A 25,659-nucleotide genomic window follows, 5' to 3' on the forward strand; every position below is an offset into this window, starting at 1 on the left:
GGACGGCGTCGACGGCTTGGCCGGCCAGGTTGACCGTTACCTCGGCCTCACCGAGGTACAGCGTGCGACTGCTCCCGGTCTCCTGGATGAGCCGGTTGCCGGAGGCGTCGTAGATGTACGAACTACCGCTGCCGCCGAAGACCCACTGCTGCGCGGCGGACCCGGCGACGCACGTGTAGATGTGGAGGTCGTTGCCGTCGGCGGCATCGTCGTTGGGGACGGTGACGCACTGGCCCGTGGCCTGGTTGTAGAGGGTCTTGTCGGGCCTGGAGGTGAACTTCTGTTCGTTGCTGCCGTCGCAGGTGTAGAGGCGGGCCCTGCTGTCCTTGGCACTTGCCGAGGGCCTTGACGGTGTCGCCGCTGAGGGTCCACTTCTGCGCCTTGGACTCGTTGCACGACATCACCTGGGCGGGCGTGCCGTCATCGGAGTTGCCGCCGTCGACGTCGAGGCACTTGCCGCCCAGACCGGTGACGGTGACGGCGCCGATGCCCGGGCTACTGGCGGAAGCGAGCTTGTTGCGCCGGTCCCAGTTGAGGATCTGGGTGTCGCCGTCGATGGTCCGCCGGGTCGTGTTGCCGGCGCTGTCGTATCCGTACGTGGAGAGCGACGTGACCGTCGAGTTCTGGGACTTGGTGGTCTGCTTGGCCTCGGTGAGTGCGTGCGGATGGGTCTTGACCGGCGGTAGCCCGCCGTTGCCCGTCACCTGGACGCCGTACGCGTAGGTCGTGGTGTCGTCCAGTGCCGCATTCGTGAGGTCGCGGTTGGGTCTGTCGCGTGCGCAGGAGGCCGTCGTAGACGGTGACCGTGTTCTCGTAGGTGCCGTTGTCCCGCAGGGCGCCACTGACCACGGTCGGCGGCATGTCGACGGATATGTCGTACGAGAAGACGAAGGCCGCCTTGTCCGTACCCTGCTTCCGGGAGGGAGTCCACACTCCGGTGGTGCGGCCCAGTGCGTCGTAGGCCATGCTCGCCTTGCGGCCGTTGGCGTCGGTGGATTCCAGCACGCTGCCACGGCCGGGATCGGACTTCGCCGTCACGGTGTGGCCCAGGGCGTTGGTGATCGTGGTGGAGAAGACGGGGCCCGTGGGAGGGCTGACGGTCGTGGACGTCGGATTGCCGGCCGCGTCGTAGGCCTTGACGGGGCGCCCCAGGGCGTCGTACTCGGTACGGGCCGTGGTGACCCATCCGGTGCCGGCGCCGTCGAGGGTGTCGACCTGAACCGGCAGCCCCTTCACGGGGGCGGTACCGAATGCGTTCAGGGCGTCGTAGGAGGTGCGGGTGTCCGTGAGGACCTGCCCGGTGGCCGCCTTGCTGCAGTCACCGGCCGTGCTGCGTACCCTCTGGGCGAGTCCGATGATGTGCTTCGTCGTGTTGTGCACGTAGGTGGTGGTGATGCAGTTCTGCTCCGAGGACGTCCACCCCGTGCCGTTCGACGTCAGCACTTCGGCCTGCGCCGTCTTGGGCAGACCGTAGGCCCCCTCGTCGAACGTGTTCTGGGTACGGACCATGCGGGTCCCGCCCTCGATCGACTGGAACGCATCGGAACGGGCCGTGCCGGTACGGAAGGCCTCCAGGTCAGTGGTGCCACGCCGCGGACGATTCGCCGTTCGCTGGCTCCAGGGCCAATTGATCACGCGCGAGGAGACGTTGCCGCCCGCCTTCGTGTAGCTGATCGTTTCCGCTACTTGTCCTTGCAGTTGGAGAAGGTCCTCCCCCAGATCCTCGGCATTGGTGGAGTCCTTGACCCTGACCTTGGCGCGACCACCGTCTCCGGACATGCCGCGGAAATAGCGCGTGCGCGTCTGGGACTGCTCCGTGGCGTCGGGCTTGCCCGCGTTGGCGGTGACGCCCTTGGTCGTCACGACCGATGCGTACCCCCTCCACTGGCTGTAGGTGCGCAGTTCGGGCTTGGTGAACTCGTCGGTGTCCTTGCCCCAGGCCGCGTCACCTTCGTACGTGTAACTGGTGGTGACGTCGGGCTGGCGGGCGACGCGGTCCTTCTCGACGACCTTCTCGACGACGTATTTGTTGAACCACTCCAGCGGCGGCTTCTCCAGCTCGGTGTCCGGGGACCAGTGGACGGGGAAGCAACGGGTGGTGTTGGCCTCCGGCTTGGGGTGGGTCGTACCCACCGCACAGGGAGCCGAGTAGTCGACGTACGTCTCGCCACCGGTCTCGTTGCGGATCGTCTCCACGCGGAGGCGGTCGTAGTCGGGCGTCGCGTCGTTGGCGCTCTTCGCGACGCGGTTCGGCATGTCCTGGACGTTGGCCAGGAAGGACACCGGCGGCAGCGGGATCCCGATCAGGTTGTCACCGCCGTCCTTCGCGGTGCCGTATCCGGTGCGGGTGATGGACTCCAGCCACAGCGGGGGGTGCGTGTCGGTGCGCTGCTTCGGGAACGACTGGGTCAGCGACCAGTGGTCGACCTTGGAGAGGGCCGTGGAACCTTCGGTGCGCTGGCCGTAGGTGGTGACACCGGTCAGGCGCTTTCGCGACCAGAACGTCGGCGAGGCGACGTGGCAGTTCTCCGCGTCCATCTTGCAGTGAAGGGTGGACGGGGTGTCCCACCAGGGCTGCTTGTCACCGTAGTTCTTCGAATCGAACTGGGCGTTGCCGCACTTGACGCCGCCCTCCTCGATGCACCGCTCCGCGAGCGTGAACTCGACGCGGCCTGCCGGAGCTCCGGCGAGGTTGTCCGCGCGCAGCCCGTAGAGGATCCGGGTGGGGTAGCCGCCTCGGGTGTAACCGACTTCGGCGGCGTTCTTCTCCTTGAACTTCGCGTTCTTGGCGTAGCGGTTCTGCTCCGGCTGCCAGTCGATGACCATGGCGTTGCCGTGGACGTCCTCGACGTAGTCGAGGTTCCAGCGCCAGGCCTGGCGGCAGGACGAGTTGGCGTACGCCGCCTGGTGGCAGGGTTCGCCGGGGTGGTTGCCGAAGACGGGGACGGTGAAGACCGAGTCGGTGACGGTCAGCGGCGAAGCTCCGTCGCCGTGGGTGCCGACGTTGTGGCGTCCGAAGTGGTACCGCGTGCCGTCGCGGGTGGTGACGACCCAGTACTCGCCGTCCTTCGCGCCGTTGGCGCTGCCCGACATCCGCTCGATCTTCGAACCGTCATCGGCGGCCGGAACCAGCTGCCCCGATGCGGCGTCGCGGACCAGCTCGGTGGTGGAGCCACCGAGCGACATCACCAGGTTGTCGCCGGCCCAGCACAGGTCGCCCTTCTTCTTGTCCGTGCTGTTGTCGTTGTTCGGTGCACCCCCTGTCGCATCGCGGTCCTCCGAGCAGGCCCGGTAGCGGCGTTCGATGTAGCCGGGCTCGTAGCTCCAGCCGTCACCGATCCACGAACCCTGCCCGTTGGCCACGGACGTCTTGCCGTCCACGGCCTGCGAGGAGTAGGAGAAGGCAATCTTCGGCTCGGGTCCGGCCGGGTTCGGGGGCACGGTCAGCGGATACGTCCAGGAGAACCCGCCGCCGCTTCCTCCCGCCGACCAACTGCCCGAGGGGGAGAGCGGGGTGGCCTTGTAGGTGCCGCCCGCGCCCGAGCCCCCGTCGGAAGCGGCCAGGACCATCGCACCGCCGCCACCGGACATGGTGCGCAGGCCCTGCCCGGGCACGGCGACCGGGTCGACGGTTGCCCGGACGGTCCCGGAGTGGGGGTCGTTGGTGCTCGGGACGTCCACGGCGGCGGAGCACTCGGGAAGCTCGGGCGTGGTCAGGAAGCACTCGGGGAGTTGCTTGAGCTCCAGGCGAGTGGCCCATTCGGTGCCGTAGAGGTCCTCGAACTTCTTGTAGTCGAGCTGCACGTCGACCGGGGTCGAGCTGCCGGCCGGAGGTGTGACCTTGATGATCGCGCCGTCGACGCCGGCCGACTCGGTGACGGTCCGCGCCTCGACGGCCACCACCCAGGTTCCGGACGGGGCCGGCGGCGTCGGATTCCTTTCGGTCGGCGAGGCCTTGCCGATGCTGATGGGCAGCCCGCCCGCCTGGACCAGCTGCGTCCCGCTCTCCGGATTCAGCGCCACGGGTTCCGAGCCGGCCGCCGGGGGAGTCACCCTGGAGGGCTCGTACCCCGGGGGCGGCGCCGCGGCGGCACCGTCCCAGCCCTGCAGTTTCGCGGCCGCGACCTTGTCGAGCTTGGCCTTGATGTCCTGCTGGAGGCCGGGCAGGTCGACGCCGCTGCGGTTTCCCGGTGACGCCGCCCAGGCCTCGGCGGGCAGAAGAGTTGCGACCAGCGTCACGGACAGCGTGACGCCGATGCGCCCGGCGAGGCGCGCGCGCCAGGCGCGGGACTTTCTGTTTCCGGGCAGGCTGGAATTGTTCGCCGAAATCGGCGACATGTGGCCATTTTCAACTTCGACTTCGGAAGTCAGCTCCAGGGCTCCGAAATCGTCTCGGCCAGCGTCCGGGCGTTGCAGACCTATTCGTGGTCGTGTGACAGCAAGCAGATGCTCATCTTCTCGACCCCGTACATCACATCGTCGAGTACCTGGGGAAGCACCAACAACGCGGACTACTGGGGCAGAGTGGTCGCCTCGGAGTACGCGGGGTACGGCTACAACAGCTCGTGCCCCGACAACTGGATCGCCCCCGACATCAAGGGCCTGGTCGCCGAGGCCGCCAACGGCGGCTGGGGGGCGCTGTCCTTGGGGTTCGCCGCCCCGAACGAGTCGGACCCGTACTTCTGGAAGAAGTTCATCGCCAACGGCGAGGCCGCTCCCTACATCGAGGTCGTCTACAACTCGCGCCCGGACACCCCGACCGCGGCGAACATGCAGACCTTCCCCGGCGGCCCGTGCCTGATCGGTTGGCCCGGGACCGGCATCGGCAAGACCAACGTCACCTTCCAGGTGAAGGGCACCGACCGCGACGGCAACCTCGACAGGGTCGAGATCCAGGTGTGGGGCGACAGTGGGACGGTCTTCGACCAGTGGCTGTGGCCCAACAGCGATGGCGTGGTCACCGCCGAGGTGCCCTGGAACGCCTTCAGCGACGGCCAGACCTACTACTGGCTCTCCCGCGCCATCGACAAGGACGGCGCGGGGTCGGGCAGCGGGCCGCACGAATCCGGTAGCGGGGGCTGGTGCAGGTTCACCGTCAGCCACACCGTCCCGCCCAACCCGGCCGTCTCCTCCGCCGCCTTCCCGCCGCAGGGCGACGACTTCAACGAGTGGAGCACGGAGCCCGCCAGCACGCCGGGCCAGAACTTCACCATCAAGGGCAACGGTGCCAAGGCGGAGGACATCCGCGAGTACCAGTGGAGCCTGAACCGCCCCGTGTTCGACCAGAAGGCCGTGCCCGCCCCTGGTGGCGACGAGGTCTCCGTCCCGCTCCAGGTGGACACCTCCGGTCCGAACGTCCTCTACGTCCGCACCGTCAGCAAGTCCGGCAACATATCCGCCCAGAGCACCTACGGCTTCCTCGTCAGGCCGAGGCCCGGCCAGGACACGCCCGGTGATGTCACCGGTGACGGCCACCCCGACCTCCTGGCCATCGACAAGGACGGCAACCTGCGCACCTACGCGGGAGACAGCGCCGGTGACACCGACGCCTACATCCCCGGCGCGGTCGAGAACGGCAAGCCCGTGGCCCCCGGGTACTGGAAGGATCCGGTCACCGGCCAGTCCGCGCTCATCGGTCACGCCACCGACTGGTACCCCGGTGACGGCCTCACGGACCTGATCGCGCGGATGCCCGACGGCAAGCTCTACGTCTACCCCGGCACCGGCACCGGCCAGTTCGACGTCGGCCGCCGCATGCAGATGCAGCTGCCCCTCAGCGCCCCCGACCCGTCGACCTTCCGGCAGCTCGTCGTCACCGAGGACATCGACGGCGACGGCCTGGGCGATATGTTCGCCCTGGACGCCGACGGCTTCTGGGCGTTCTCCGGCTATACCGGATCCAGCTTCGCCTCGTACAAGAAGATGGCCACCGGCTGGGCCGGCCGTGACATCGTCGGCGTTCGGGACGTCTCGGGGGACAAGGTCCCGGATCTGATCTTCCGGGACAACACCAACGCCAACCGCGGCCTGGCCCTGCGCAAGGGCAAGCCCGGCGTCAACGGCGGAGTCGACCTCAGGTCCCTGGAGTCCAAGGCGAACGCCGAAGGCGGCGAGGACTACACCTACGCCACCACCGGCTGGGGCCGGGCCGCCTACCCCAAGCTCCTCGGCACCCCCGATGCCAACGGTGACGGCATCCCCGACATCTGGGCCGTCGGGGACAACGGATACCAATGGCTCTTCCTCGGCGGAACCAGCACCCTCGGCGCACCCAACGGTCGCGACGAGGACGGCTGGAACACCTTCCTGACGATCGGGTAGTCAGGACGGAGCAGCCGTAGCCGCGAGCGCCCTGCCGGGAGAACACTCCTGGCAGGGCGCCCTGTCGTTCCTGCTCCCCCGCGCGGAACGCGAGGTCGGATTCCTGCCAGCGGGGCGAGCCCCAGGGAGATTTGATTGAACCCGCAACCAATCGACGCGGGAGGAACGGCATGGACAGCAACAACAGCGTGGCCCTGGTGACCGGTGGGAGCCGGGGGATCGGGGCGGCCGTCGCACTGCGGCTCGCCGAGGACGGGGCCGACGTCGCGATCAGCTACGTCCACGACGCCGAGGCCGCGGCCGAGGTGGTCGGGAAGGTGGAGGCGCTCGGGCGGCGGGCCCTGGCCGTACGGGCCGACATCGGGGATCCGGAGGCCGCCGCAGCCGCGGTGGAGCGGGTCGTCACGGAGTTCGGGCGGCTGGACGTACTGGTGAACAACGCGGGGGTGGGGGTGCTCGGGCCGCTGGCGGAGCTGGCCCCGGCCGACGTGGAGCGCGTGCTCGCGGTCAACGTGCGCGGGGTGTTCCTCACGACGCAGGCTGCGGCCGGGCACCTGGGACCGGGCGGGCGGGTCATCACCATCGGCAGTTGCATGACCCAGCGGGTGCCGGGGCCGGGCGGGACGCTCTACGCGATGAGCAAGTCGGCTCTGACCGGGTTCAACAAGGCCCTGGCCCGGGAGTTGGGCGGGCTCGGGATCACCGCGAACGTCGTGCACCCGGGGCCGGTGGACACGGACATGAACCCGGCGGACGGACCGTACGCGGGGACGCAGGCGGCGCTGACGGCCCTCGGGCGGTTCGGCATGCCGCGGGAGGTGGCGTCCGTCGTGTCCTTCCTCGCGGGCGAGGAGGCCGCGTACGTGACGGGGGCGGAGTTCGCGGTGGACGGCGGGCACGCCGCGTAGGCCTCGGTCCGGGCCTTCCCTCACACCCGGGATGACGGCAGCCCCGGACGCCCCTGCCCACCGGAAGCGGCACGCCGGGTATGTTGCCGAGCCATGAGAAGACGCTCGGCGCAGCGAACGGGAAGCACGGCGCGGTTCCGCGCGTCCGCGACAGCAGATCAGAAGGAGCGGACTCGATGACGCTGCCTTTGATGGGCCTGTTCCTGCTCGTCAGTGCGGCGGCCGTTCCGGCGTGCATCCTGGTGGTCGTCCTCATGCTGAGGAAACCACCCCGTTCGCTGCCCGGGATCTGTGCCGTTCTCGCCCTGATCTTCGTCTTCTCGGCTGCGGCCGTGTACTGCTACGGCTGGTTCTCCGTCGCCCTGGGAGGGCCGTTCCCGGAGCTGTGCGAGGACGGGAACGGCCCCGGCGCCCAGTTGGCGGGCCTGAAGCAGGAATACTGGCCCCTTCGCAACGCCTGCATCTACTCCGACGGCTCGACGGTGGAGCACGTCTCCAGGTCGATCAACCTGTTCGTCTACGTGTCGGCCGGTCTTGCCGTCGTCCTGGCCTGCGCCGCCGTGTTCCTGAACCGACGGGCACGACACGTGCCCGTCGGGAACCCATGAGCATCGAGTGCTCGCGTCGCACCGTACTCGAGCAGTTCACCGGCGTCGCCGCCGGAGCCGCATTGGTGTCCGCCGGAGGCACACGGCTCCCGCCGTCGCCGGGCCGGGCCGCGCCCGGCCCGATGGGGCGTGGCCCCGGGAGTGTCGGCTCCCGGGGCGGTCGAACGGGTGGCGTCAGCCGCCCAGTTCCTGGTGGCGGGCGGTCAGAGCCGCCGCGCCGGCTTCCGTCAGGGAGCCGTACAAGCGCAGGCGGGAGAAGCCTCCGTCCGGGAAGATGTCGATCCGGACGTGCGTGCCGACCGCCGGGGCGTCCAGCACGAAGCGGTGGTTGGTGTCGGGCTGCAGGCGGGTGCGCGGCAGGAACTCCGTCCACTCGCCCTCCTCGCCCGTCTTGACCGACAGGGAGGCCCAGCCGGCCGAGTTGCCCTTGAGGTACGCGGTGTCGATCTCGACGGCGCGGATCTCGGACTCGGTGACGAGCTGGTAGCGGATCCAGTCGTTGCCGTTGTCGCGGCGGCGCGCGGTCTCCCAGCCGTCGTCCATCTTGCGGGAGCGGCCCGGGTTGATGGTGTTGGTCGGCGGGGAGTAGAAGCGGTTGGAGGCGTCCTGGACGGAGCCGCCGTTCTCCAGGGCCACCACGTCGAACGAGCCGAGCGCGTCGAGCCACTTCGGGTCGGGCAGGACCTCGCCGTAGACGCGCAGGCGGGCGATGCCGCCGTCGGGGTGCTGGTTGACGCGCAGGTGGGTGAAGCGCTGCGGGGCGTCCACCTCGAAGCCGTTGGCCGCGTGGCCGCCGACCGGGGTGCGGGCGACGATCGTCGTCCACTTCACGTCGTCGCCCTGGAGCTCCTCCGGGGTCGGCGCGAGGGCGCCCGCCCAGTTGGTCGCCTCGATGGAGACGGCCTGCGGCATGTTGCCGCGGAAGTGGGCGGTGTCGACGACGATGCCGCGGATCACGCCGGGGGCGCCGAGGCGTACGAGCGCCCAGTCGTGGTCCTCGGGGGTCGGCCAGGGCTGGGTGGCCGAGACACCGCGGCGGCGGCGGGTCTCCCAGCCGTCCATGACCTTGCCCTTGTGGCCGAAGTCCTCGGGGTCGAAGTGCGCGGCCTCGGAGATCAGCAGGTTCTCGCGCTGGGCGAAGAACTCGTCGTTGGCGGCGATGACACCGGCGCCCAGCTCACGGGCGGCGAGGTTCGCGTACTGGGTGAAGGGGAAGTCCGCGGTGCGGTAGTCCGCGTACGGGTCGCCGCCTCCGTACGGGTTCGCGTTACCGGTGAAGGATTCAATCGCCACTGGTCAGTTCTGCCTTTCGAGGAGGAGGCCCGTGGGCTCGGTCGGGGTGCCGTGGTCGGCGATCTGCGTGCCGCGCAGCCACGTGGACTTCACGACGCCGTGCAGGGTCTTGCCCGCGTACGCCGTGACCTGGTTGCGGTGGTGGAGCTCGGCCGGGTCCACAGTGAACGTTTCTTCAGGGGCCAGGACGGCGAAGTCGGCGTCGCGGCCGACCTCGATGGCCCCCTTCTGGGTGAGGCCCGCGAGGTTCGCCGGGGCGGCGGACATCCAGCGGACGACGTCCTCCAGGGTCCGGCCGCGGCGGCGCGCCTCGGTCCAGATGGCGGCCAGGCCCAGCTGGAGGGAGGAGATCCCGCCCCACGCGGTGGAGAAGTCGCTGGTCTTCAGGTCCGCGGTGGAGGGCGAGTGGTCGGAGACGATGCAGTCGATCGTGCCGTCGGCGAGCGCGTCCCACAGGAGGTCCTGGTTGGCGGCCTCGCGGATGGGCGGGCAGCACTTGAACTCGCTCGCGCCGTCCGGCACTTCCTCGGCCGTGAGGGTGAGGTAGTGCGGGCAGGACTCGACGGTGATGCGGACGCCCTCGGCCTTGGCGGCGGCGATCAGCGGCAGCGCGTCGGAGGACGACAGGTGCAGCACGTGCACCCGCGCGTTCAGCCGCTTGGCCTGGGCGATCAGGTTGCCGATCGCGGTGTTCTCGGCGTCGCGCGGCCGCGAGGCGAGGAAGTCGGCGTACTTGGGGCCCGGGACGACGGGGGCCGCGTCCAGGTGGTGCGGGTCCTCGGCGTGCACGATGAGCAGGCCGCCGAAGCCGGTGATCTCGGCGAGGGAGGTGGCCAGCTGGTCCTGGTCGAGTTCGGGGAACTCGTCCACGCCCGAGGGCGACAGGAAGCACTTGAAGCCGTAGACGCCGGCGTCGTGCAGCGGGGCCAGGTCCTTGACGTTGTCCGGCAGGGCGCCGCCCCAGAAGCCGACGTCCACGTGCGCCTTGGCGCGGGCGACCTCCTGCTTGACGCGCAGGTTGTCGGTGGTCGTGGTGGGCGGCAGGGAGTTCAGCGGCATGTCGAGGATCGTGGTGATGCCGCCGGCCGCGGCGGCGCGGGTGGCCGTCCAGAAGCCTTCCCACTCGGTGCGGCCCGGGTCGTTCACGTGGACGTGGGTGTCGACCAGGCCGGGGAGCAGGACGTCGTCACCGAAGTCCTGCAGCCGGGCTCCGGCCGGTACCTCGGCCCCGTACGCCAGCACGGCCGTGATCTTCCCACCGGCGACGGCCACCGAGGCGGCACGCGTCCCCTCGGGGGTGATGACGCGCGTCGAGCGCAGTACCAGTTCCACAGCCACGTCGGCCACGTCAGCCACCGGAACCTCCCCATCTACTTCCACAGAGCGAAATTCAACGTTCTGTTGACGGAGTCTTCCCGGCGATCCGTACCCCGTCAAGAGCGTCCGGACGGACCACTGACACACCAGGACCGCAATTGGATGTTTCCACAAGATGGAATTAAGATTTCGCTATACAGAATGTAGCTACCACCACCGGCAACCGGGCGGATAACTTCCCGAGGACGTCCACCACCCGGACAAACCCTCTCTGACCGGCGGCGACGACCTCGACCCCAAGACTGGGGCTGACGCCGACCGCCGGGTAGGCTGCTCCCTTGCCTGCCAGCACCGAAAGGACCGCGCCGTGCCGACGTCCAGCGCCAGCACCACCGACGCTTCCTCGAAGACCCCCGCCGCCAGCGGTGGCGTCCAGTCCCTCGAGCGCGCCTTCGACCTGCTCGAACGCATGGCCGATGCCGGGGGCGAGGTCGGCCTCAGTGAGCTCTCCGCCGCCAGCGGTCTGCCCCTGCCCACGATCCACCGCCTGATGCGCACGCTGGTGGCGTGCGGCTACGTGCGCCAGCAGCCCAACCGACGTTACTCCCTCGGCCCCCGCCTGATCCGCCTCGGCGAGTCCGCGTCGCGCCTGCTGGGTACCTGGGCCCGCCCCTACCTCGCCCGCCTGGTCGAGGAAACCGGGGAGACGGCGAACATGGCCCTCCTCGACGGTGACGAGATCGTCTACGTCGCCCAGGTGCCGTCCAAGCACTCCATGCGCATGTTCACCGAGGTCGGCCGCCGGGTGCTGCCGCACTCCACCGGCGTGGGCAAGGCGCTCCTCGCCCACACCCCGGCCGACGAGGTACGGGCCCTGCTGGCCCGCACCGGGATGCCGGCGGCGACCGAGAAGACCATCACCACGCCCGAGGGCTTCCTCGACGCGCTGGAGCAGGTGCGCAAGGTGGGTTACGCGGTCGACGACAACGAGCAGGAAATAGGAGTCCGCTGCCTCGCCGTGTCGGTGCCGAACTCGCCGACCGCCGCCGCGATCTCCATCTCCGGTCCGGCGGGCCGGGTCACGGAGGCCGTGGCCGAGTCCTTCGTGCCGATCCTCCAGGGCGTGGCCGCCGAGCTCTCGGTGGCCCTGGCCAACCAGAGCCCCGCGTAGGGTCACGCCGTCGTACGAAGGCCCCGGCTGCCTCCGCTTCGTAGCGGGGGCGGCCGGGGCCTTCGCGCATGCCGGTGCGCCGTGCGTACGCCGCTCAGGGCGCCGGCACGGCGGCCGGGGCCGGGCTCAGCGTCAGGCCGCCGTCGGTCATCGTCGCCGTACGGTCCATCCGCTCCAGGTGGGCGTGGTCGTGCGTGACCAGCACCGTGGCCGTGGAGCGCTCCCGGGTCAGGGTGACCAGTAGGTCGAGCACGGCCGCGCCGCGCTCGTGGTCGAGCGCGCTAGTCGGCTCGTCGACCAGCAGTACGGCGGGCTCGTTCATCAGGGCGCGGGCGATGTTGATCCGCTGCCGCTGACCGCCGGAGAGCTGGTGGGGGCGCTTGTCGGCCTTGTCGGCCAGGCCCACCGCGTCCAGCAGCTCCAGCGCCCGCCGGCGCAGCGCCCGCGCGGGTCGGCCGGAGAGGTGGGTCATGACCTGGAGCTGTTCGGCGGCGGTCAGCGAGGCCAGCAGGTTCGGTTGCTGGAAGACGATGCCGATCTTCTCCCGGCGCAGGGCCGACTTCTCGGCGGGACCGAGCCCCGTGGTGTCCTGGCCCGCGACGACGACCCGGCCCGAATCCGGTGTGACGAGGGTGGCGGCCACCGCGAGCAGGCTGGACTTGCCGGAGCCGGAGGGACCGATGACCGCCGTCAGGGTGCCGGCGGGGACCTCCAGGCCGACCGCGTCGAGGGCCGTGAGGCGGCTCTCGCCGTCGGGGTAGGTCAGCGTGACGTCATGGACGAGGAGGGTCATCGGGCGCTCCCGAGGGCGGTCAGCGGGTCGACGGCGGTAATCCGCCGGATGGACAGCGCGGCGCCCAGCGCGCCGAGCAGGATCATGATCACGGCGGGGACGAGCACGGTGGCGGCGTCGAGGACGAAGGGCACGGGACCGCCGCTGATCAGCGCGCCGAAACCGGCGGCGAGCGCGGTGCCCAGCCCGGTACCGATGGCGAGCATCACGACGGCCTGGCCGAGGGCGTCCTTCAGGAGGTACGGGGTGGAGGCACCCAGTGCCTTCAGGACGGCGATGTCCCCGCTGCGCTGGATCGTCCACACCGTGAAGAAGGCGCCTATCACCAGGGCCGAGATCGCGAACAGGAAGCCGCGCATCAGCTGGAGCGAGCCGTTCTCCGCCTGGTAGGAGCCTATGGCGCCCAGGGCCTCGTCCACGGTCTGCGCCTTGGTCCCGGCGGCCCCGTCCGCCGCACCGAGGTCCACCCCGCCACCCGCGGAGACGGCGACGACGGTCGCGAGGGTGTCGATGGAGGTGCCGGGATTGCCGATGCGCTGCCAGTCGCCCAGGTCCATCCAGACGACCGGGGTGTGGCTGTAGGCGGCGGTCCCGGACACGCCCGCCACGGTCAGTTCCAGCGGGCCGATCTTGAGCTTGGCCCCGGCGGTCAGGCCGCCGAGCTCCTTCGCGGCCTTCTCGGTCAGGACCACCTGGCCCTGGGTGAGGCCGGCGTTCCGCGGTGCGAGCCCCCCGACGGGGTCCACTCCGAAGACCGAGACCGCGGCGGTGCGCTCACCCGAGACGGCGTTGGTGGTGCGGATGCCGAGCGGCTGCGCCGCCTCCACCCCGGGCTGCCCCCGCCAGGCCAGCCAGGCGGACTCGGGCACCTGGGAGTTGGTGAAGGACACCTTCTGGTCACCGGTGGGCGCGGCGAAGGCCAGGTGCGTGGCGGGCAGACCGGTGATGGCCGAGATGTTCTCCCGGGCCAGTCCGGAGGTGAGCCCGGACAGCAGGCCCACCAGCAGGGTGATGAGCAGTACGACCGAGCCCATGAGGGCGAACCGGCCCTTGGCGAACCGTAGATCTCTCCATGCGACGAACATGTTCCCCACCTTGGTCTTCCGCGTGGACACAAGGCATCGCGCCACAGTAGTGATCCTCGTATCGAAGGGTGCGCCGGGACATCAAACTTTCGGTTGACCGGGTCCGGTCCGCCCCCACTTACGCTGGTCCGGACATGACTGCTCCCGTTTCCTCCGTTCTCCCGGCCGCGCGGGCCCTCCCCGCCACGCGCGCCCTGACGCCCGTGTCCAAGGTGCTGCGGCTGTGCCTGCACGCGCTGCTGTTCGGCCTGCTCGCGCTCGCCGCCGGCCGGGCCGTGACCGATTCCGCGCCCCGGGCCGGGTGGGTGATCGCCGCCTGTGCGGTGCTCGCCGCCGTCTACGCGGGCGGCGTACGGGCCCCCGCGGTGCACAGCTCACCGCGCGCCGGGGCGCTGTGGCTGGCCGGGCTCGGCTCGGCCTGGGCGGCGCTGCTCGTGGTCTGCCCCGACGGGCTGTGGATCGCCTTCCCGCTGTATTTCCTGGAGCTGCACCTGCTGCGGCTGCGCTGGGGGGTGACGGCCGTCGCGGTGACCGCCTGCGCTGCCATCGCCGGTTTCCTCGCCCACAGCAGCGCGGTGACCCCCGGGGCCTTCCTCGGGCCGTTGCTGGGCGGGGCGGTGGCGGTGGCGACCGTACTGGGCTACCAGGCGCTGTACCGCGAGAGCGAGCGCCGTCGGGAGCTGATCGAGGAGCTGATCACCACCCGGGCCGAGCTGGCCGCGGCCGAGCGGGGCGCGGGCATCCTGGCCGAGCGGGAGCGCCTCGCCCGGGAGATCCACGACACCCTCGCCCAGGGGCTGTCCTCCATCCAGCTGCTGCTGCGGGCCGCCGAGCGGGCGCTGCCCGAGGGGGCCCCGGCCCGGCCGCACATCGCCCGGGCGCGAGAGGCGGCCCAGGAGAACCTCGCAGAGGCGCGTCGCTTCGTACGGGCCCTCACCCCGCCGGACCTGGAGCACGGGTCGCTCGCGGCCGCACTGGAGCGGCTGTGCGCGGGGGTCCCGGGGCCGCGCGTGCGGTTCTCGCTGACCGGCAGCCCACGGGTGCTGCCCACCCCGTACGAGGTGGCCCTGTTGCGGATCGCCCAGTCGGCGCTGGCCAATGTGGTGCGGCACGCGCGGGCCGGGCGCGCCGAGATCACCCTGACGTTCATGGACGCCTCGGTCACCCTGGACGTCGTCGACGACGGGCACGGCTTCGACCCCTCGTCGGCCGCCTCCGGCTCGGGCGACGGCGGCTTCGGGCTGCCCGCCATGCGCTCGCGGGCCGAGACCCTGGGCGGGCTGTTCACCGTGGAGTCCGCCCCCGGTCAGGGCACCGCCGTGGCCGTCACCCTGCCGCTGCCCCTCGAACACCTCGAAGACACCGCACGCGCGGAACGTCCGGACGCCGTGGAGGCCCTGTGAGCATCCGTCTCCTGCTCGCCGACGACCACCCGGTGGTCCGGGCCGGGCTGCGCGCGGTGCTGGACACCGAACCGGACTTCGCAGTGGTGGCCGAGGCGGCGACCGCCGAGCAGGCGGTGGAGCTGGCCGCCCGTGAACCGGTGGACGTGGTGCTGATGGACCTCCAGTTCGGTCCCGGTCCCGGTATGCACGGATCCGAGGCGACGGCCCTGATCACGGCCCGCCCGGGTGCGCCCCGGGTGCTGGTGCTGACCACGTACGACACGGACGCGGACATCCTGGCGGCGGTGGAGGCGGGCGCCTCGGGCTACCTGCTCAAGGACGCCCCGCCGGAGGAGCTCGCGGCGGCCGTGCGGACGGCCGCGGCGGGCCAGTCGGCGCTGGCCCCGGCGGTGGCGCTGCGCCTGATGGACCGGATGCGGACCCCGGCGGAGGCGCTGACGAAGCGGGAGCTGGAGGTACTGCAACTGGTCGCGGACGGCCTGTCGAACCAGCAGATCTCCAAGAAGCTCTTCCTCAGCCAGGCCACGGTCAAGTCCCACCTGGTGCACGTCTACGCCAAGCTCGGCGTCGACTCCCGCACCTCGGCGGTGGCAGCGGCCGCCACCCGCCGCCTGATCCGCACCCCGTAGGGGGGCTGGCCCCAGGGCGGACGGGCGGGGCTGCCGGCAGGTGCGGCGCGCACTTCGACGGGAGCATCAGGGGTGTCGAACCGGCTGCGTCGTCGTCATTCGTGATCGCGTAGGAACGTAGGGATCTCGTCGCGGGTCGGGTGGTTCGGCAGGGGTGCTGGCTCGTCCTGAAGGAACGCGGTGATGACGGCGGCGGCCCGGTCGTTGTTGTCGTCCAGGCCGTTCCACATGTGGTGTCCGACTCCGGGCATGTACTGCGTGCGCTGGATGGCGGGGTCATGGGCAAGGACGGCGGTCTCCCATTGACGGATCTGGGAGGAGCACTCGGCGATCATCAGCATCGTGGGGGTCCGGGAGTGCCTCAGTTGCGAGGCGATGGAGGGTGAGTCCTTGACCGTCTGCTGGATCCGGAGGCTGGCGGCGGGGCTGAAGGAGAAGTTCTGTGCGGTGTCTTCGGCGGGGATGCGGTGCGCGTCGCGCGCGCAGTACGCGGATGCGGTGTCGCTGCCGAGGTCTGCGGCGGTGAAGGCGTTGTCGCCTTCGGCCTGTCCGATCAGTCCGGTATCGGGGCTGAGGAGTCCGAGTCGCATGAGGCCGAATGCCACGGCGTACCGGGGGACGTAGGTCGATCGCGGTCCGGTCGGGGCCGGCGCGAGGCCGCGTGCGGATTTTCGGCCCTTGTGCCCGGTGATGTGTGCGGTGGGGCCGTCCATGGGGCCGGGCTCGGCGATGATCGCCCGGTGCAGGCGTGCGGCGACGCTCGGATCGGCCAGGGCTCGGGTGAGCACGACCCCGCCTGAGGAGAAGCCGAGGACGTCGACCTTGCCCTTGTTCAGGCGGTCGATGAAGGCGGCGAGGTCGCTGACCGACCTGGAGATCGTGTACTGGCCCATGGGGAGCAGGTCGCTGCGTCCGCCACCGGCCTGTTCGTAGGCGTAGACGTCGTAGCCCTGGCGGGCCAGGAGTTGCAGGAACCGGTGGTCGAGTACCGAGATGCCACGGACCGGTCCGCCGTTGAGGTACACGAGCGGGATGGGATGCCGGGGGCCGGGGTGCGCGGGCGGGTAGTGGTACACCGCGACCCGGCTGCCCGTGGTCAGGCTCCAGTGCTGCGTGGTCACGAAGGGGAGCGCGGGCGGGTACTGCCGGGCCGTCGGCACGGTCGGGATGCAGTGCGGCGTCGGCCCCGCCACATCGCGAGGACGGCCCCGACCGCAAGGGTCGGCAACCATGCGGCGAGCCCCGAGCCTGCCCCGTCCGTGAGGGAGATCAGCGCGAGAAGGACGACGACCAGCATCGCGACGGCGGCCAGGGCCAGCAGTAAGCGTCCGGTGAAGCGGACAAGACGTATGGCGGATGTGGGCATGGCGGACCTCCAACAGTTTCAGAACGCTGTTTTGAAACGACGTTATCAAAGAGGGGTAGGCTGCTGGCCGTGGGTAGACCGAGAACGAACGACGAGGCCGTCAAAGAGCGGCTCGTGGAGTGCGCGACCGAGATGCTCGCCACCCGTCCGCGGGAGTCGCTCACGGTCCGCGCCGTGGCTGCTGCTGCCGAGGCGTCGACGACGGCGGTGTATTCGTTGTTCGGTGGCAAGGACGGGCTGATCAGTGCGGTGCGCGACAGGGCCATAGCCGGCCTGTTCCAGGACCTGTCGGCTGCGCAGACCTCCGCGGACCCCCTCGCCGACCTCTACGCGCTGGCCGTCGCCTACCGTCGTTGGGGGCGCGGTCACAGCCACCTGTACACGGTGCTGTTCGGTGGCGTGCAGTCCTTCGACCCGTCGGGGGAGGTCGGTGCCAGGGACCCGATCCGTCCGCTCCTCGCGGCGATCGATCGCGCGTTGGCGGCGTCCGTCCTCGTCGGCGAGGCAACGTCGATCGCCTTGTCGATCTGGGCCACCCTGCACGGGCTGGTGACTCTTGAACTGGCCGGGGCTCTCGACGCCGCCACGGCCGAGGCCGCATTCCGCTCGGCGATTCACGCCACGTTGCGCGGGTGGGCGACCCCGGCGGTGTTCCGCAGCCTTCGCCAGGTCGAACTCGCTCCTTGACAGGATCAGGGCTGGTCATCCGGGCCTGCCCGGTCCTGGCGGGGGCGGGGGTGCGTGGTCGGTGAAGACCGCGCGGGACGCCCCTACGCCACCCAGTGCGGCCGCTCCACCGCCGGCGGGAGCGGCACCCCGTCGTGGAAGGCGCTCGCGAGGCGGCGGACGCCCTCGTCCAGGCGGTCCGCGGGCAGCGTGTACGGGATCCGGAGCCGGTGCTCGAAGGTGCCCGGGTCCACCCCGAAGCGCGCGCCGCGGCCGATGTGCACGCCGGCCGCGGCGGCCCGCTCGGCCAGGGCGGAGCTGACCGGCTCGCCCAGGTCGACCCAGAGGGAGAGGCCGCCCGGCGGGACCTGCCAGGACCATTCCGGGGTGTGGCGCTGGAGCGAGGCCACCAGGGCCTCGCGCTGGTTCCTCAGCTGCGCGAGGCGTGCGGGCAGTTCTCGTTCCATGGCGTGCAGCAGCGGGAGCGCGACCAGCTGGTCGAGCACCGAGCCGGTCATGTCGACGGAGACCCGTACGGCCGTCAGCTCCGTGATCATCTTCGCGGTGGCCCGGATCCACCCCACCCGCAGCCCGCCCCAGTGCGTCTTGCTCAGCGAGCCGATGGTGATCACGTGGTCGGCGCCCCCGCGCGGGGCGAGGGAGGCCAGCGGCGCGGGGGCGGGCACGTCCAGCGCGATGTCGGCGATCGTCTCGTCGACGACCAGCCAGGTCCCGGTGGCACGGGTCGCCGCGAGCAACCGCAGCCGCTGCTGCGGCGGCATCAGCGCGCCCGTCGGGTTGTGGAAGTCGGGGATCACGTACGCCAGCCGGGGCACGGTCTGGCGCAGCGTGGACTCGGCTATCTCCATGTCCCAGCCCGCGTCGGAGACGGCGATGGATCCGGTGCGCAGGCGCGCGTGGCGCAGGGCGTCGAGGGCGTTGGCGTAGGTCGGGTTCTCCGTCACGACCCGGTCCCCGGCCCGGCAGAGCAGGCTGACGACCAGCGAGAAGGCCTGCTGGGCCCCGGCGGTCACCAGGATCTGCTCGGGGCGCGTGGGGAGCCCGCGCCGGGTGAACCGGTCGGCGACGGCGCTGCGGAGGTCGGGCAGGCCGAAGGGGTGGTAGCCGGGGGTCCGGGCCAGCTGGGGCAGCCGGGGCGCGGCCCAGGCCAGGGCGTCGGCGAGGCCGGATTCCGGCGCGCCCATGGCGGCGATGGCGAGGTCGACACCGGGATCGCCGTCGGCGCCGTAGCCGCCGGCGCCGAGGAGGGCGTGGGCTCCGACCGGGCGGTGGCCGTCGGGGAGCTCGGTCCAGGTGCCGGCGCCGCGCCGGCTGCGGACGTAGCCGCTCTCGCGCAGCAGGTCGTAGGCGCCGGTGACGGTGGCCCGGCTGGCGCCGACCGCCTCGGCGAGTTCGCGTTCGGCGGGCAGCCGGACGTGCAGGGCGATGCGTCCGTCGAGGATCAGCGTGCGGACCGCGTCGGCGAGCGCCCGGTAGCCGGGGCGGGCCAGGACGTCGGCGGGCAGCAGGGCCGCGAGCTGACGGCTGCCGATGGTCCTGTCCGCTGTCTGGACCACTCGCCCGATTGCCATGCCAACCTCCCCCGATTGGCTCTGACGGCCAGGCCAATCGAGGACCAGACTCGCCGTATTGGCCCTCGATTGGCAAGGAGATCCCGAGATGCTGACCGACCGTGACGAGCGCTTCCTGTTGGCCGCCGCCGAGAACCGGATCGCCCGTCCGCTGCGGATCGGGGCCGCGCTGGCCTCCGTACGGCGCGCCCTGGCACGACGGTCACCGGATCGCACGCAGCAGCGAGAATCGGTGCCATGTCATCCCACACGCACCCCGATCCGCCCCTGACCCCGGGGTCCCCGCCGATCGCGGGCCTGCTGCTGGCCGCCGGCGGCGGCCGCCGGCTCGGCGGACGACCCAAGGCCCTGCTCCCCTACCGCGGCCGCCCGCTGGTCGAGAACGCCGTACGGGTCCTGCGCGAGGCGGGCTGCGACCCGGTGCACGTGGTGCTCGGTGCCTCGGCGGCCGAGGTGCGCGAGCGCGCGGACCTGACCGGCTGCGTAATCGTGGACAACCCGGAGTGGGCCGAGGGGATGGGTTCCTCGCTGCGGGTCGGCCTCGCCTCCCTCGCCGGTACGGGCGCCCGCGCGGCCCTGGTCTCCCTGGTGGACCAGCCGGGCATCGGCCCGGCGGCGGTGGCCCGGGTACGGGCGGCGTACCGCTCCCCCACGAGCCTGGTGGCGGCGGCGTACGGCGGGGAGCGCGGCCACCCCGTGCTGTTCGGGGCGGACCGCTGGGCCGACGTCGCCGCAACGGCGACCGGCGACAAAGGCGCTCGGGTGCATCTTGCGCGACATGCCGAGGAGCTCATGCTGGTGGAGTGTGCGGACATCGCGGAGGCCTTCGACATCGACACGCCGCCCGACCTGGCACGACTCCTCTGAGCACGGCGTGACCGCCTTGGCACTGAGGGCCACCGGGAAGCGGAATCTGTCGACTCAGAGAATCTCGACATCAACAAACCATTGAACTTCCACCATGAGGAAATTACTATCCACTGGTCAGAAGCGCCCTGAACCCCCAGACGGCGCCCGCGACCGTATTCCGGAGCTCTCCACACCCGACGGCACTGCGTGCCGTCTCGCGCGAGCATTCCCCCGCGGCCGCCAGGCACCGCCGCTGAAGGAGTGACAGATATGTCCGCACCAGCGCCGTCCCCGCTGGCCATCGTCGACGCCGAGCCCCTGCCCCGGCAGGACGAAGTCCTCACCGAAGCGGCCCTCGCCTTCGTGGCCGAGCTCCACCGGCGGTTCGCCCCCCGCCGCGCCGAGCTCCTCGTCCGCCGCACCGAGCGCCGTGCCGAGATCGCCCGGACCTCCACCCTCGACTTCCTCCCGGACACCGCACAGGTCCGCGAGGGCGACTGGAAGGTGGCGCCGGCCCCGGCCGCGCTGAACGACCGTCGTGTGGAGATCACCGGTCCGACGGACCGCAAGATGACCATCAACGCCCTGAACTCGGGCGCCAAGGTCTGGCTCGCCGACTTCGAGGACGCCTCCGCTCCCACCTGGGAGAACGTCGTCCTCGGCCAGCTCAACCTCATCGACGCCTACGAGCGTCGCATCGACTTCACCGACCCGCGCACCGGCAAGGCGTACGCGCTGAAGCCCGCCGACCAGCTCGCCACCGTCGTCATGCGGCCGCGCGGCTGGCACCTGCAGGAGCGCCACCTGCAGTTCGAGGGCGGCCCGGCCTCCGGCTCGCTCGTCGACTTCGGCCTGTACTTCTTCCACAACGCCAAGCGCCTGATCGACCTCGGCAAGGGGCCGTACTTCTACCTGCCGAAGACCGAGTCGCACCTGGAGGCCCGCCTCTGGAACGAGATCTTCGTCTTCGCCCAGGACTACGTCGGCATCCCGCAGGGCACCGTCCGCGCGACCGTCCTCATCGAGACGATCACCGCCGCGTACGAGATGGAGGAGATCCTCTACGAGCTGCGCGACCACGCGGCCGGCCTGAACGCGGGCCGCTGGGACTACCTGTTCTCCATCGTCAAGAACTTCCGTGACGGCGGCGAGAAGTTCGTCCTGCCGGACCGCAACGCGGTCACGATGACCGCCCCGTTCATGCGGGCGTACACCGAACTGCTGGTCCGCACCTGCCACAAGCGCGGCGCGCACGCCATCGGCGGCATGGCGGCCTTCATCCCGTCCCGCAAGGACGCCGAGGTCAACAAGGTCGCCTTCGAGAAGGTCAAGGCCGACAAGGACCGCGAGGCGGGCGACGGCTTCGACGGCTCCTGGGTCGCCCACCCCGACCTGGTCCCGATCGCGATGGCCTCCTTCGACGCCGTGCTCGGCGAGAAGCCGAACCAGAAGGACCGGCTGCGCGAGGACGTCTCGGTGGCCCCGGGCGAGCTCATCGCGATCGACTCCCTCGACGCGCGGCCGACGTACGAGGGCCTGCGCAACGCGGTCCAGGTCGGCATCCGTTACATCGAGGCGTGGCTGCGCGGCCTCGGCGCCGTCGGCATCTTCGGTCTGATGGAGGACGCGGCCACCGCCGAGATCTCGCGCTCGCAGATCTGGCAGTGGATCAACGCGGGCGTCGTGTTCGAGAACGGCGAGACGGCCACGGCCGAACTGACCCGCACGATCGCGGCCGAGGAACTGGCCGCCATCCGCGCCGAGGTCGGCGAGGAGGCCTTCACGTCCGGCAAGTGGAACCAGGCCCACGACCTCCTCCTCCAGGTCTCCCTGGACGCGGACTACGCGGACTTCCTGACCCTCCCCGCCTACGACCAGCTGGTCGGCTGATACCCGGCTTCGACCGAAACGCACAGCGGCCGAAGCCCGACGGCTCCGCCCGCGCGCCGCACGGCGCGCGGGCGGAGCCGTTTGCGTTCCACAACAGGACGATCCGAGTCCCGAACGACCGGTCGGTCGTTACTTGTTCGTAACGTGACTGTACCTAGCGGTAACAAGCGGGCCCGTGTCACCTTTCCGATGCCACCGGCCGGCGGTACCCCCACTTCCCAGCCACGCGACACAGTCGTCGCCGACTTCGGCGTGGCCGAACGCAGGAGTTCCGCCGTGATCGGATTCCGCAACGTCAGCAAGGACCGTGACCGCAGTCGGGTGCGACGGCTGGCCGGGGCCGCAATGGCCGTGCCGCTCGCCGCCGGCGCACTGTTGGCCGGCGGGGCGGGTACCTCCGCCGCCAGCCCGGTAACCGGACCCACCGCCGTGGTGTCCATGGGCGACAGCTACATCTCCGGCGAGGCCGGGCGTTGGAAGGGCAACAGCCTGACCAACAGCGGCAGTCGGAACGGTACCGACCGGGGCTGGGTCAGCGGCAGCACCTACGACCCCGCCAAGGTCTACGGGACCACCGTCGGCGGATGCCACCGCTCCGACTCCGCCGAGGTGCGCAGCGCCGGGGCGATCGCCGACGTCGCCGTGAACCTCGCCTGTTCCGGGGCGGTTTCGGACAACGTGTTCCGCGCCTCCAACGGCGGCGTCGCCTACAAGGGCGAGGCCCCGCAGGCCGATCAGCTCGCCGCCGTGGCCGCGAGCCACAACGTCAAGGTCATCGCCCTGTCCATCGGCGGCAACGACCTCGGCTTCGCCGACATCATCACGGACTGCGCGCTCGACTTCGTCCTCTGGAACTCGTACTGCTACGACGACCAGCAGGCTGGCGTCGACCAGAAGATCGACGCGGTCATGGGCAAGGTCGGCAAGTCCGTGGACGAGATCCGGGCCGTGATGCGTGCGGCCGGGTACGCCGACTCCTCGTACCGGATCGTGCTGCAGTCCTACCCGTCGCCGATCCCGCGCGGCGCGGAGAACCGGTACACGCAGAGCGACTGGAGCCGGCTCAACACCGGCGGATGCCCCTTCTGGAACCGGGACTCGGACTGGGCGCGGGATTCCCTCGTGCCGCAGATAGCGAACCGGATCAAGGGCGTCGCGGCGGCCAAGGGCGCACAGTTCCTGGACCTGCGGGACATGATGCAGGGCCGTGAGGTGTGCGCGAAGGCGAGCAAGCTGGTGAGCTCGAGCGTGCCCGCCTCGGCGAAGACGAGCGAGTGGGCGCGCTGGATCGACCAGAACGAGACGCAGGGGCCGATCCAGGAGTCCATGCACCCGAACTACTTCGGCCAGCTCGCCGCGGGGCGCTGCCTGGCCCTGGTCGTCGCCCAGCCCGCGAGCTCCGGCTTCAGCTGCAAGAACACCGCGGGCGGGGACCAGACGGGCATGTTCCTGACCCCGACCTCCTGAGGGAGGCCCCGTGGTCGGGGCTCCACCGGGCGGCGGCCCGGTGGAGCCCTGGGGAGCCCGGCGGGGCCCGGCGGGCCCCGGCGGGCCCCGGCGGGCCCCGTTCGGGTCAGTCGGACTGCGCGAACGGCCCGTCGGCCCGAGTCTGGGGGGTGACGGACGGGGCGACGGACCGCGGGTCCGACGCGGCGCGCCGCATCCGGAAGGAGCGTGATCGGCGTGGCCCGCAACCGCCGCCTGATCCTGAGCACGCCGTCCGAGGTCTGGCGGCTGCTGTCCGACGGCCACCGCTACGGCGAATGGGTCACGGGAACCCAGCAGGTCCTCGCCGCGGATCCGCACTGGCCGGACGTGGGGGCCCGGCTGAAGGTCCGGGTCGGCTCCGGCCCCCTCACCCTCGACGACACCTGCGTCGTGCGCCGGTGCGAACCGCAGCGCCGCCTGGAGCTGGAAGCGCGGGCGGAACCCTTCGGGGCGGCGCGCATCGCCATGCACCTGGCGCCCTGGGGCGAGAACACCCTCTTCACCCTCGACTGGCACCCCCTGCGGGGACCCGGCACCCGGATGCACGGGCTCCCCGTGGACTACATCGTCGCCATCCGCAACGGCATGATGCTGACGAAGCTCGCCAGGATCGCGGTCCGCGAGCACGCCGACGCGCAGGTCACGCCGATCACCGGTCGGGGGCGGCCGTGAGCACCGACAGGATGTTGCCCGCCGGGTCCTTGAACCAGGCGATGGTGGGCGTGCCGTCCTCGCCGTGCACGATGCCCTTGGCGTCCGCCTCGAAGCCCTCGTAGCGCTCGAACGCGACGCCGCGCGCGGTGAGCTTGTCCACGGCCCGTTCGACGTCGTCCACGGGGAAGTTCAGGATCGTGTAGGTCGCGGGCCGGTGGTCCTCCTTCGGGTAGACCATGATCGTGGTGCCGCCCGCGAGGTCGAGGCGGAGCAGGCCCATGTCCTCGTCCCGGGAGACGCTCAGGCCGAGGGTCGTCCCGTAGAACTCCTCGGCCCGCTCCAGGTCGTCGACCGCGAATCCGCTGAATGCCCTGCTGTTTTCGAACATGCCGGTTCCTTCGGTCCGGGGCTCCCCGCTTCCCATGGTCCTCCCGGTCCGGCCGGGCGTCGATTCCGCAGGCCGGCGCCCCGGAAATCGGGGTGATCGACGCGAGGGGGGGCTGGCATGCTCGGGCGCATGGCAGCCCGTAGCGCACGTCCCAGTCTGTACATCTCCGTCGACATCGAGGCCGACGGACCCATCCCCGGACCGTATTCGATGATCAGCTTCGGAGCTTCGGTCGCGGGCCGCCAGGACGGTGCCTCGTATACGGCCGCCGATCCGGAACGCCTCACCTTCTACCGGGAGTTGCGGCCCATCAGCGAGGAGTTCGTGCCCGAGGCGCTGGCCGTGAGCGGGCTGGACCGCGACCGCCTGGTGCGGGAGGGCGCCGATCCGGCAGCGGCCATGGCCGAGTTCCGCGCCTGGGTGCGGGAGGTGTCCGCGGGGGCCCAGCCGGTGATGTGCGGCTATCCGGCGTCCTTCGACTGGACCTTCCTGTACTGGTACCTGATCCGGTTCGGCGGGGACAGCCCCTTCGGCCACTCCGGTTGCTTGGACATGAAGACCCTCTACGCCACGAAGGCGCGGGTGCCGCTGCGGGCCGCGGTGAAGGGCCGGATGCCGCGCGAACTGCTGTCGCGCCGCCGCCACACGCACCACGCCCTGGACGACGCGATCGAACAGGCCGAGCTGATGAGCAACTTGATGCTGTGGGCTCCTCCCCCGGTGCCCGCCCCGGCCGCCGACCGGTCCCCCCTCATCACCCACCTCTCGTGGGGCCGCATCGAGGCCGAAAGGCTCGCCCCCGCCAAGGACTTCAAGCTGTATCCGGGCGGTGGCCGCCCCTGGGACTGGTCCGAGCACGGTACGCGGCACGATCCCGGCATCCAGCCGGGCGAGGTCCGCGAGTTCCTCGACCTCGGGGTGACGGCGGTCGTGCTCAGCCGGGGCATGGAGGAGCGCCTCGGGGTCGTACCGCAGACGCTGGAGGTGCTCCGGGCGGCCGGGGTCGAGGTGCACGTGGCGGAGACGACCGGAGCCGTGGAGATCTACAACCGGCTGGCCCGGGACGGCCGGGTCGGCGGCCTCTTCCACTCGACCTGCTGAGCGGGGCGCGCGGCGGGGGGGGGGGGGGGGGGGGGGGGGGGGGGGGGGGGGGGGGGGGGGGGGGGGGGGGCGGGGGCGCGGGGCGGGGGGGGGGCGCGCGGGGGCCGGGGGCCCCCCCCCCCCGGGGGGGGGGG

21 protein-coding genes and 2 pseudogenes are annotated in these 25,659 nt (G+C 71.1%); 13 read left to right on the forward strand and 10 right to left on the reverse strand.

Annotated features, from left to right (window positions below; translation table 11 throughout):
* Positions 1–121: 121 nt before the first annotated feature.
* The 3 genes and pseudogenes from ACIQK6_RS08480 to ACIQK6_RS08490 form a co-directional block, all read right to left on the reverse strand.
* Positions 122–238 (reverse strand): annotated as a pseudogene (locus ACIQK6_RS08480) (hypothetical protein); the annotation flags it as partial.
* 166 nt (positions 239–404) lie between these two features.
* Positions 405–557, reverse strand: a pseudogene (locus ACIQK6_RS08485) (hypothetical protein); the annotation flags it as partial.
* Positions 496–4,338 carry a hypothetical protein gene (locus ACIQK6_RS08490; RefSeq protein ID WP_402694555.1) on the reverse strand — a complete coding sequence of 1,281 codons (3,843 nt, stop codon included), beginning with the start codon at positions 4,336–4,338 and terminating at the stop codon, positions 496–498. The gene ACIQK6_RS08490 and the pseudogene ACIQK6_RS08485, both read right to left, overlap by 62 nt.
* Between ACIQK6_RS08490 and ACIQK6_RS08495 the strand changes: the two genes are divergently transcribed.
* From ACIQK6_RS08495 to ACIQK6_RS08505, 3 genes are all read left to right on the forward strand, one after another.
* Positions 4,339–6,321, forward strand: coding sequence for a hypothetical protein (locus ACIQK6_RS08495; RefSeq protein ID WP_402694556.1), 1,983 nt, complete (start codon positions 4,339–4,341; stop codon positions 6,319–6,321).
* Positions 6,322–6,491: 170 nt separating this feature from the next.
* On the forward strand, positions 6,492–7,229 hold the full coding sequence (locus ACIQK6_RS08500; RefSeq protein ID WP_402694557.1) for a 3-oxoacyl-ACP reductase family protein: 738 nt from the start codon (positions 6,492–6,494) through the stop codon (positions 7,227–7,229).
* 176 nt (positions 7,230–7,405) lie between these two features.
* A complete protein-coding gene (locus tag ACIQK6_RS08505) occupies positions 7,406–7,837 on the forward strand; it encodes a hypothetical protein (RefSeq protein ID WP_329097785.1) in 432 nt (143 codons plus the stop codon).
* 174 nt (positions 7,838–8,011) lie between these two features.
* On the opposite strand, the gene alc is transcribed toward ACIQK6_RS08505, so the two are convergent.
* Positions 8,012–9,130 carry an allantoicase gene (gene alc, locus ACIQK6_RS08510; protein WP_329097787.1) on the reverse strand — a complete coding sequence of 373 codons (1,119 nt, stop codon included), beginning with the start codon at positions 9,128–9,130 and terminating at the stop codon, positions 8,012–8,014.
* A gap of 3 nt (positions 9,131–9,133) precedes the next feature.
* On the reverse strand, positions 9,134–10,477 hold the full coding sequence (allB, locus tag ACIQK6_RS08515) for an allantoinase AllB (protein WP_402694670.1): 1,344 nt from the start codon (positions 10,475–10,477) through the stop codon (positions 9,134–9,136).
* Positions 10,478–10,814: 337 nt separating this feature from the next.
* Between allB and ACIQK6_RS08520 the strand changes: the two genes are divergently transcribed.
* Positions 10,815–11,618, forward strand: coding sequence for an IclR family transcriptional regulator (locus tag ACIQK6_RS08520; protein ID WP_202198919.1), 804 nt, complete (start codon positions 10,815–10,817; stop codon positions 11,616–11,618).
* 94 nt (positions 11,619–11,712) lie between these two features.
* Here the strand turns inward: ACIQK6_RS08520 and ACIQK6_RS08525 are convergent, their stop codons facing one another.
* The gene (locus ACIQK6_RS08525) at positions 11,713–12,411 is read right to left on the reverse strand and encodes an ABC transporter ATP-binding protein (RefSeq protein ID WP_329097789.1); all 699 of its coding nucleotides are present in this window, start codon (positions 12,409–12,411) and stop codon (positions 11,713–11,715) included.
* A complete protein-coding gene (locus tag ACIQK6_RS08530; RefSeq protein ID WP_329097792.1) occupies positions 12,408–13,496 on the reverse strand; it encodes an ABC transporter permease in 1,089 nt (362 codons plus the stop codon). The genes ACIQK6_RS08525 and ACIQK6_RS08530 overlap by 4 nt, the downstream gene beginning before the upstream one ends.
* A gap of 134 nt (positions 13,497–13,630) precedes the next feature.
* Between ACIQK6_RS08530 and ACIQK6_RS08535 the strand changes: the two genes are divergently transcribed.
* Positions 13,631–14,899, forward strand: coding sequence for a sensor histidine kinase (locus ACIQK6_RS08535; protein ID WP_402694558.1), 1,269 nt, complete (start codon positions 13,631–13,633; stop codon positions 14,897–14,899).
* On the forward strand, positions 14,896–15,531 hold the full coding sequence (locus ACIQK6_RS08540; protein ID WP_329097795.1) for a response regulator transcription factor: 636 nt from the start codon (positions 14,896–14,898) through the stop codon (positions 15,529–15,531). Before ACIQK6_RS08535 ends, ACIQK6_RS08540 begins: the two co-directional genes overlap by 4 nt.
* A 95-nt stretch (positions 15,532–15,626) precedes the next feature.
* On the opposite strand, the gene ACIQK6_RS08545 is transcribed toward ACIQK6_RS08540, so the two are convergent.
* A complete protein-coding gene (locus ACIQK6_RS08545; protein WP_402694559.1) occupies positions 15,627–16,691 on the reverse strand; it encodes an alpha/beta hydrolase in 1,065 nt (354 codons plus the stop codon).
* A gap of 275 nt (positions 16,692–16,966) precedes the next feature.
* Here ACIQK6_RS08545 and ACIQK6_RS08550 point away from each other — a divergent pair, with 275 nt between their 5' ends.
* A complete protein-coding gene (locus tag ACIQK6_RS08550) occupies positions 16,967–17,584 on the forward strand; it encodes a TetR/AcrR family transcriptional regulator (RefSeq protein WP_402694560.1) in 618 nt (205 codons plus the stop codon).
* A gap of 83 nt (positions 17,585–17,667) precedes the next feature.
* Here ACIQK6_RS08550 and ACIQK6_RS08555 read toward each other — a convergent pair whose 3' ends face one another.
* Complete coding sequence (locus ACIQK6_RS08555; protein WP_402694561.1) at positions 17,668–19,155, reverse strand: PLP-dependent aminotransferase family protein; 1,488 nt, start codon at positions 19,153–19,155, stop codon at positions 17,668–17,670.
* 88 nt (positions 19,156–19,243) lie between these two features.
* Between ACIQK6_RS08555 and ACIQK6_RS08560 the strand changes: the two genes are divergently transcribed.
* From ACIQK6_RS08560 to ACIQK6_RS08580, 5 genes are all read left to right on the forward strand, one after another.
* Positions 19,244–19,426, forward strand: a complete 183-nt coding sequence (locus tag ACIQK6_RS08560) for a hypothetical protein (RefSeq protein ID WP_329097804.1) — start codon at positions 19,244–19,246, stop codon at positions 19,424–19,426.
* Complete coding sequence (locus ACIQK6_RS08565; RefSeq protein ID WP_402694562.1) at positions 19,393–20,022, forward strand: NTP transferase domain-containing protein; 630 nt, start codon at positions 19,393–19,395, stop codon at positions 20,020–20,022. Before ACIQK6_RS08560 ends, ACIQK6_RS08565 begins: the two co-directional genes overlap by 34 nt.
* A 252-nt stretch (positions 20,023–20,274) precedes the next feature.
* Complete coding sequence (gene aceB, locus ACIQK6_RS08570) at positions 20,275–21,894, forward strand: malate synthase A (RefSeq protein WP_329097808.1); 1,620 nt, start codon at positions 20,275–20,277, stop codon at positions 21,892–21,894.
* Positions 21,895–22,083: 189 nt separating this feature from the next.
* Positions 22,084–23,361 carry a GDSL-type esterase/lipase family protein gene (locus ACIQK6_RS08575; RefSeq protein ID WP_329107523.1) on the forward strand — a complete coding sequence of 426 codons (1,278 nt, stop codon included), beginning with the start codon at positions 22,084–22,086 and terminating at the stop codon, positions 23,359–23,361.
* Positions 23,362–23,577: 216 nt separating this feature from the next.
* Positions 23,578–24,054: an SRPBCC family protein gene (locus tag ACIQK6_RS08580; protein ID WP_329097810.1), complete on the forward strand. Its 477-nt coding sequence runs from the start codon at positions 23,578–23,580 to the stop codon at positions 24,052–24,054.
* Here ACIQK6_RS08580 and ACIQK6_RS08585 read toward each other — a convergent pair.
* The gene (locus tag ACIQK6_RS08585; RefSeq protein WP_329097812.1) at positions 24,032–24,424 is read right to left on the reverse strand and encodes a VOC family protein; all 393 of its coding nucleotides are present in this window, start codon (positions 24,422–24,424) and stop codon (positions 24,032–24,034) included. The genes ACIQK6_RS08580 and ACIQK6_RS08585 overlap by 23 nt on opposite strands.
* Positions 24,425–24,553: 129 nt before the next feature.
* Between ACIQK6_RS08585 and ACIQK6_RS08590 the strand changes: the two genes are divergently transcribed.
* Positions 24,554–25,525 carry an MTH938/NDUFAF3 family protein gene (locus ACIQK6_RS08590; RefSeq protein WP_329097814.1) on the forward strand — a complete coding sequence of 324 codons (972 nt, stop codon included), beginning with the start codon at positions 24,554–24,556 and terminating at the stop codon, positions 25,523–25,525.
* The last annotated feature ends 134 nt before the right edge of the window (positions 25,526–25,659 follow it).

This window comes from Streptomyces sp. NPDC091682 (genome assembly GCF_044756625.1).
In the GTDB taxonomy this organism is placed as follows: domain Bacteria; phylum Actinomycetota; class Actinomycetes; order Streptomycetales; family Streptomycetaceae; genus Streptomyces.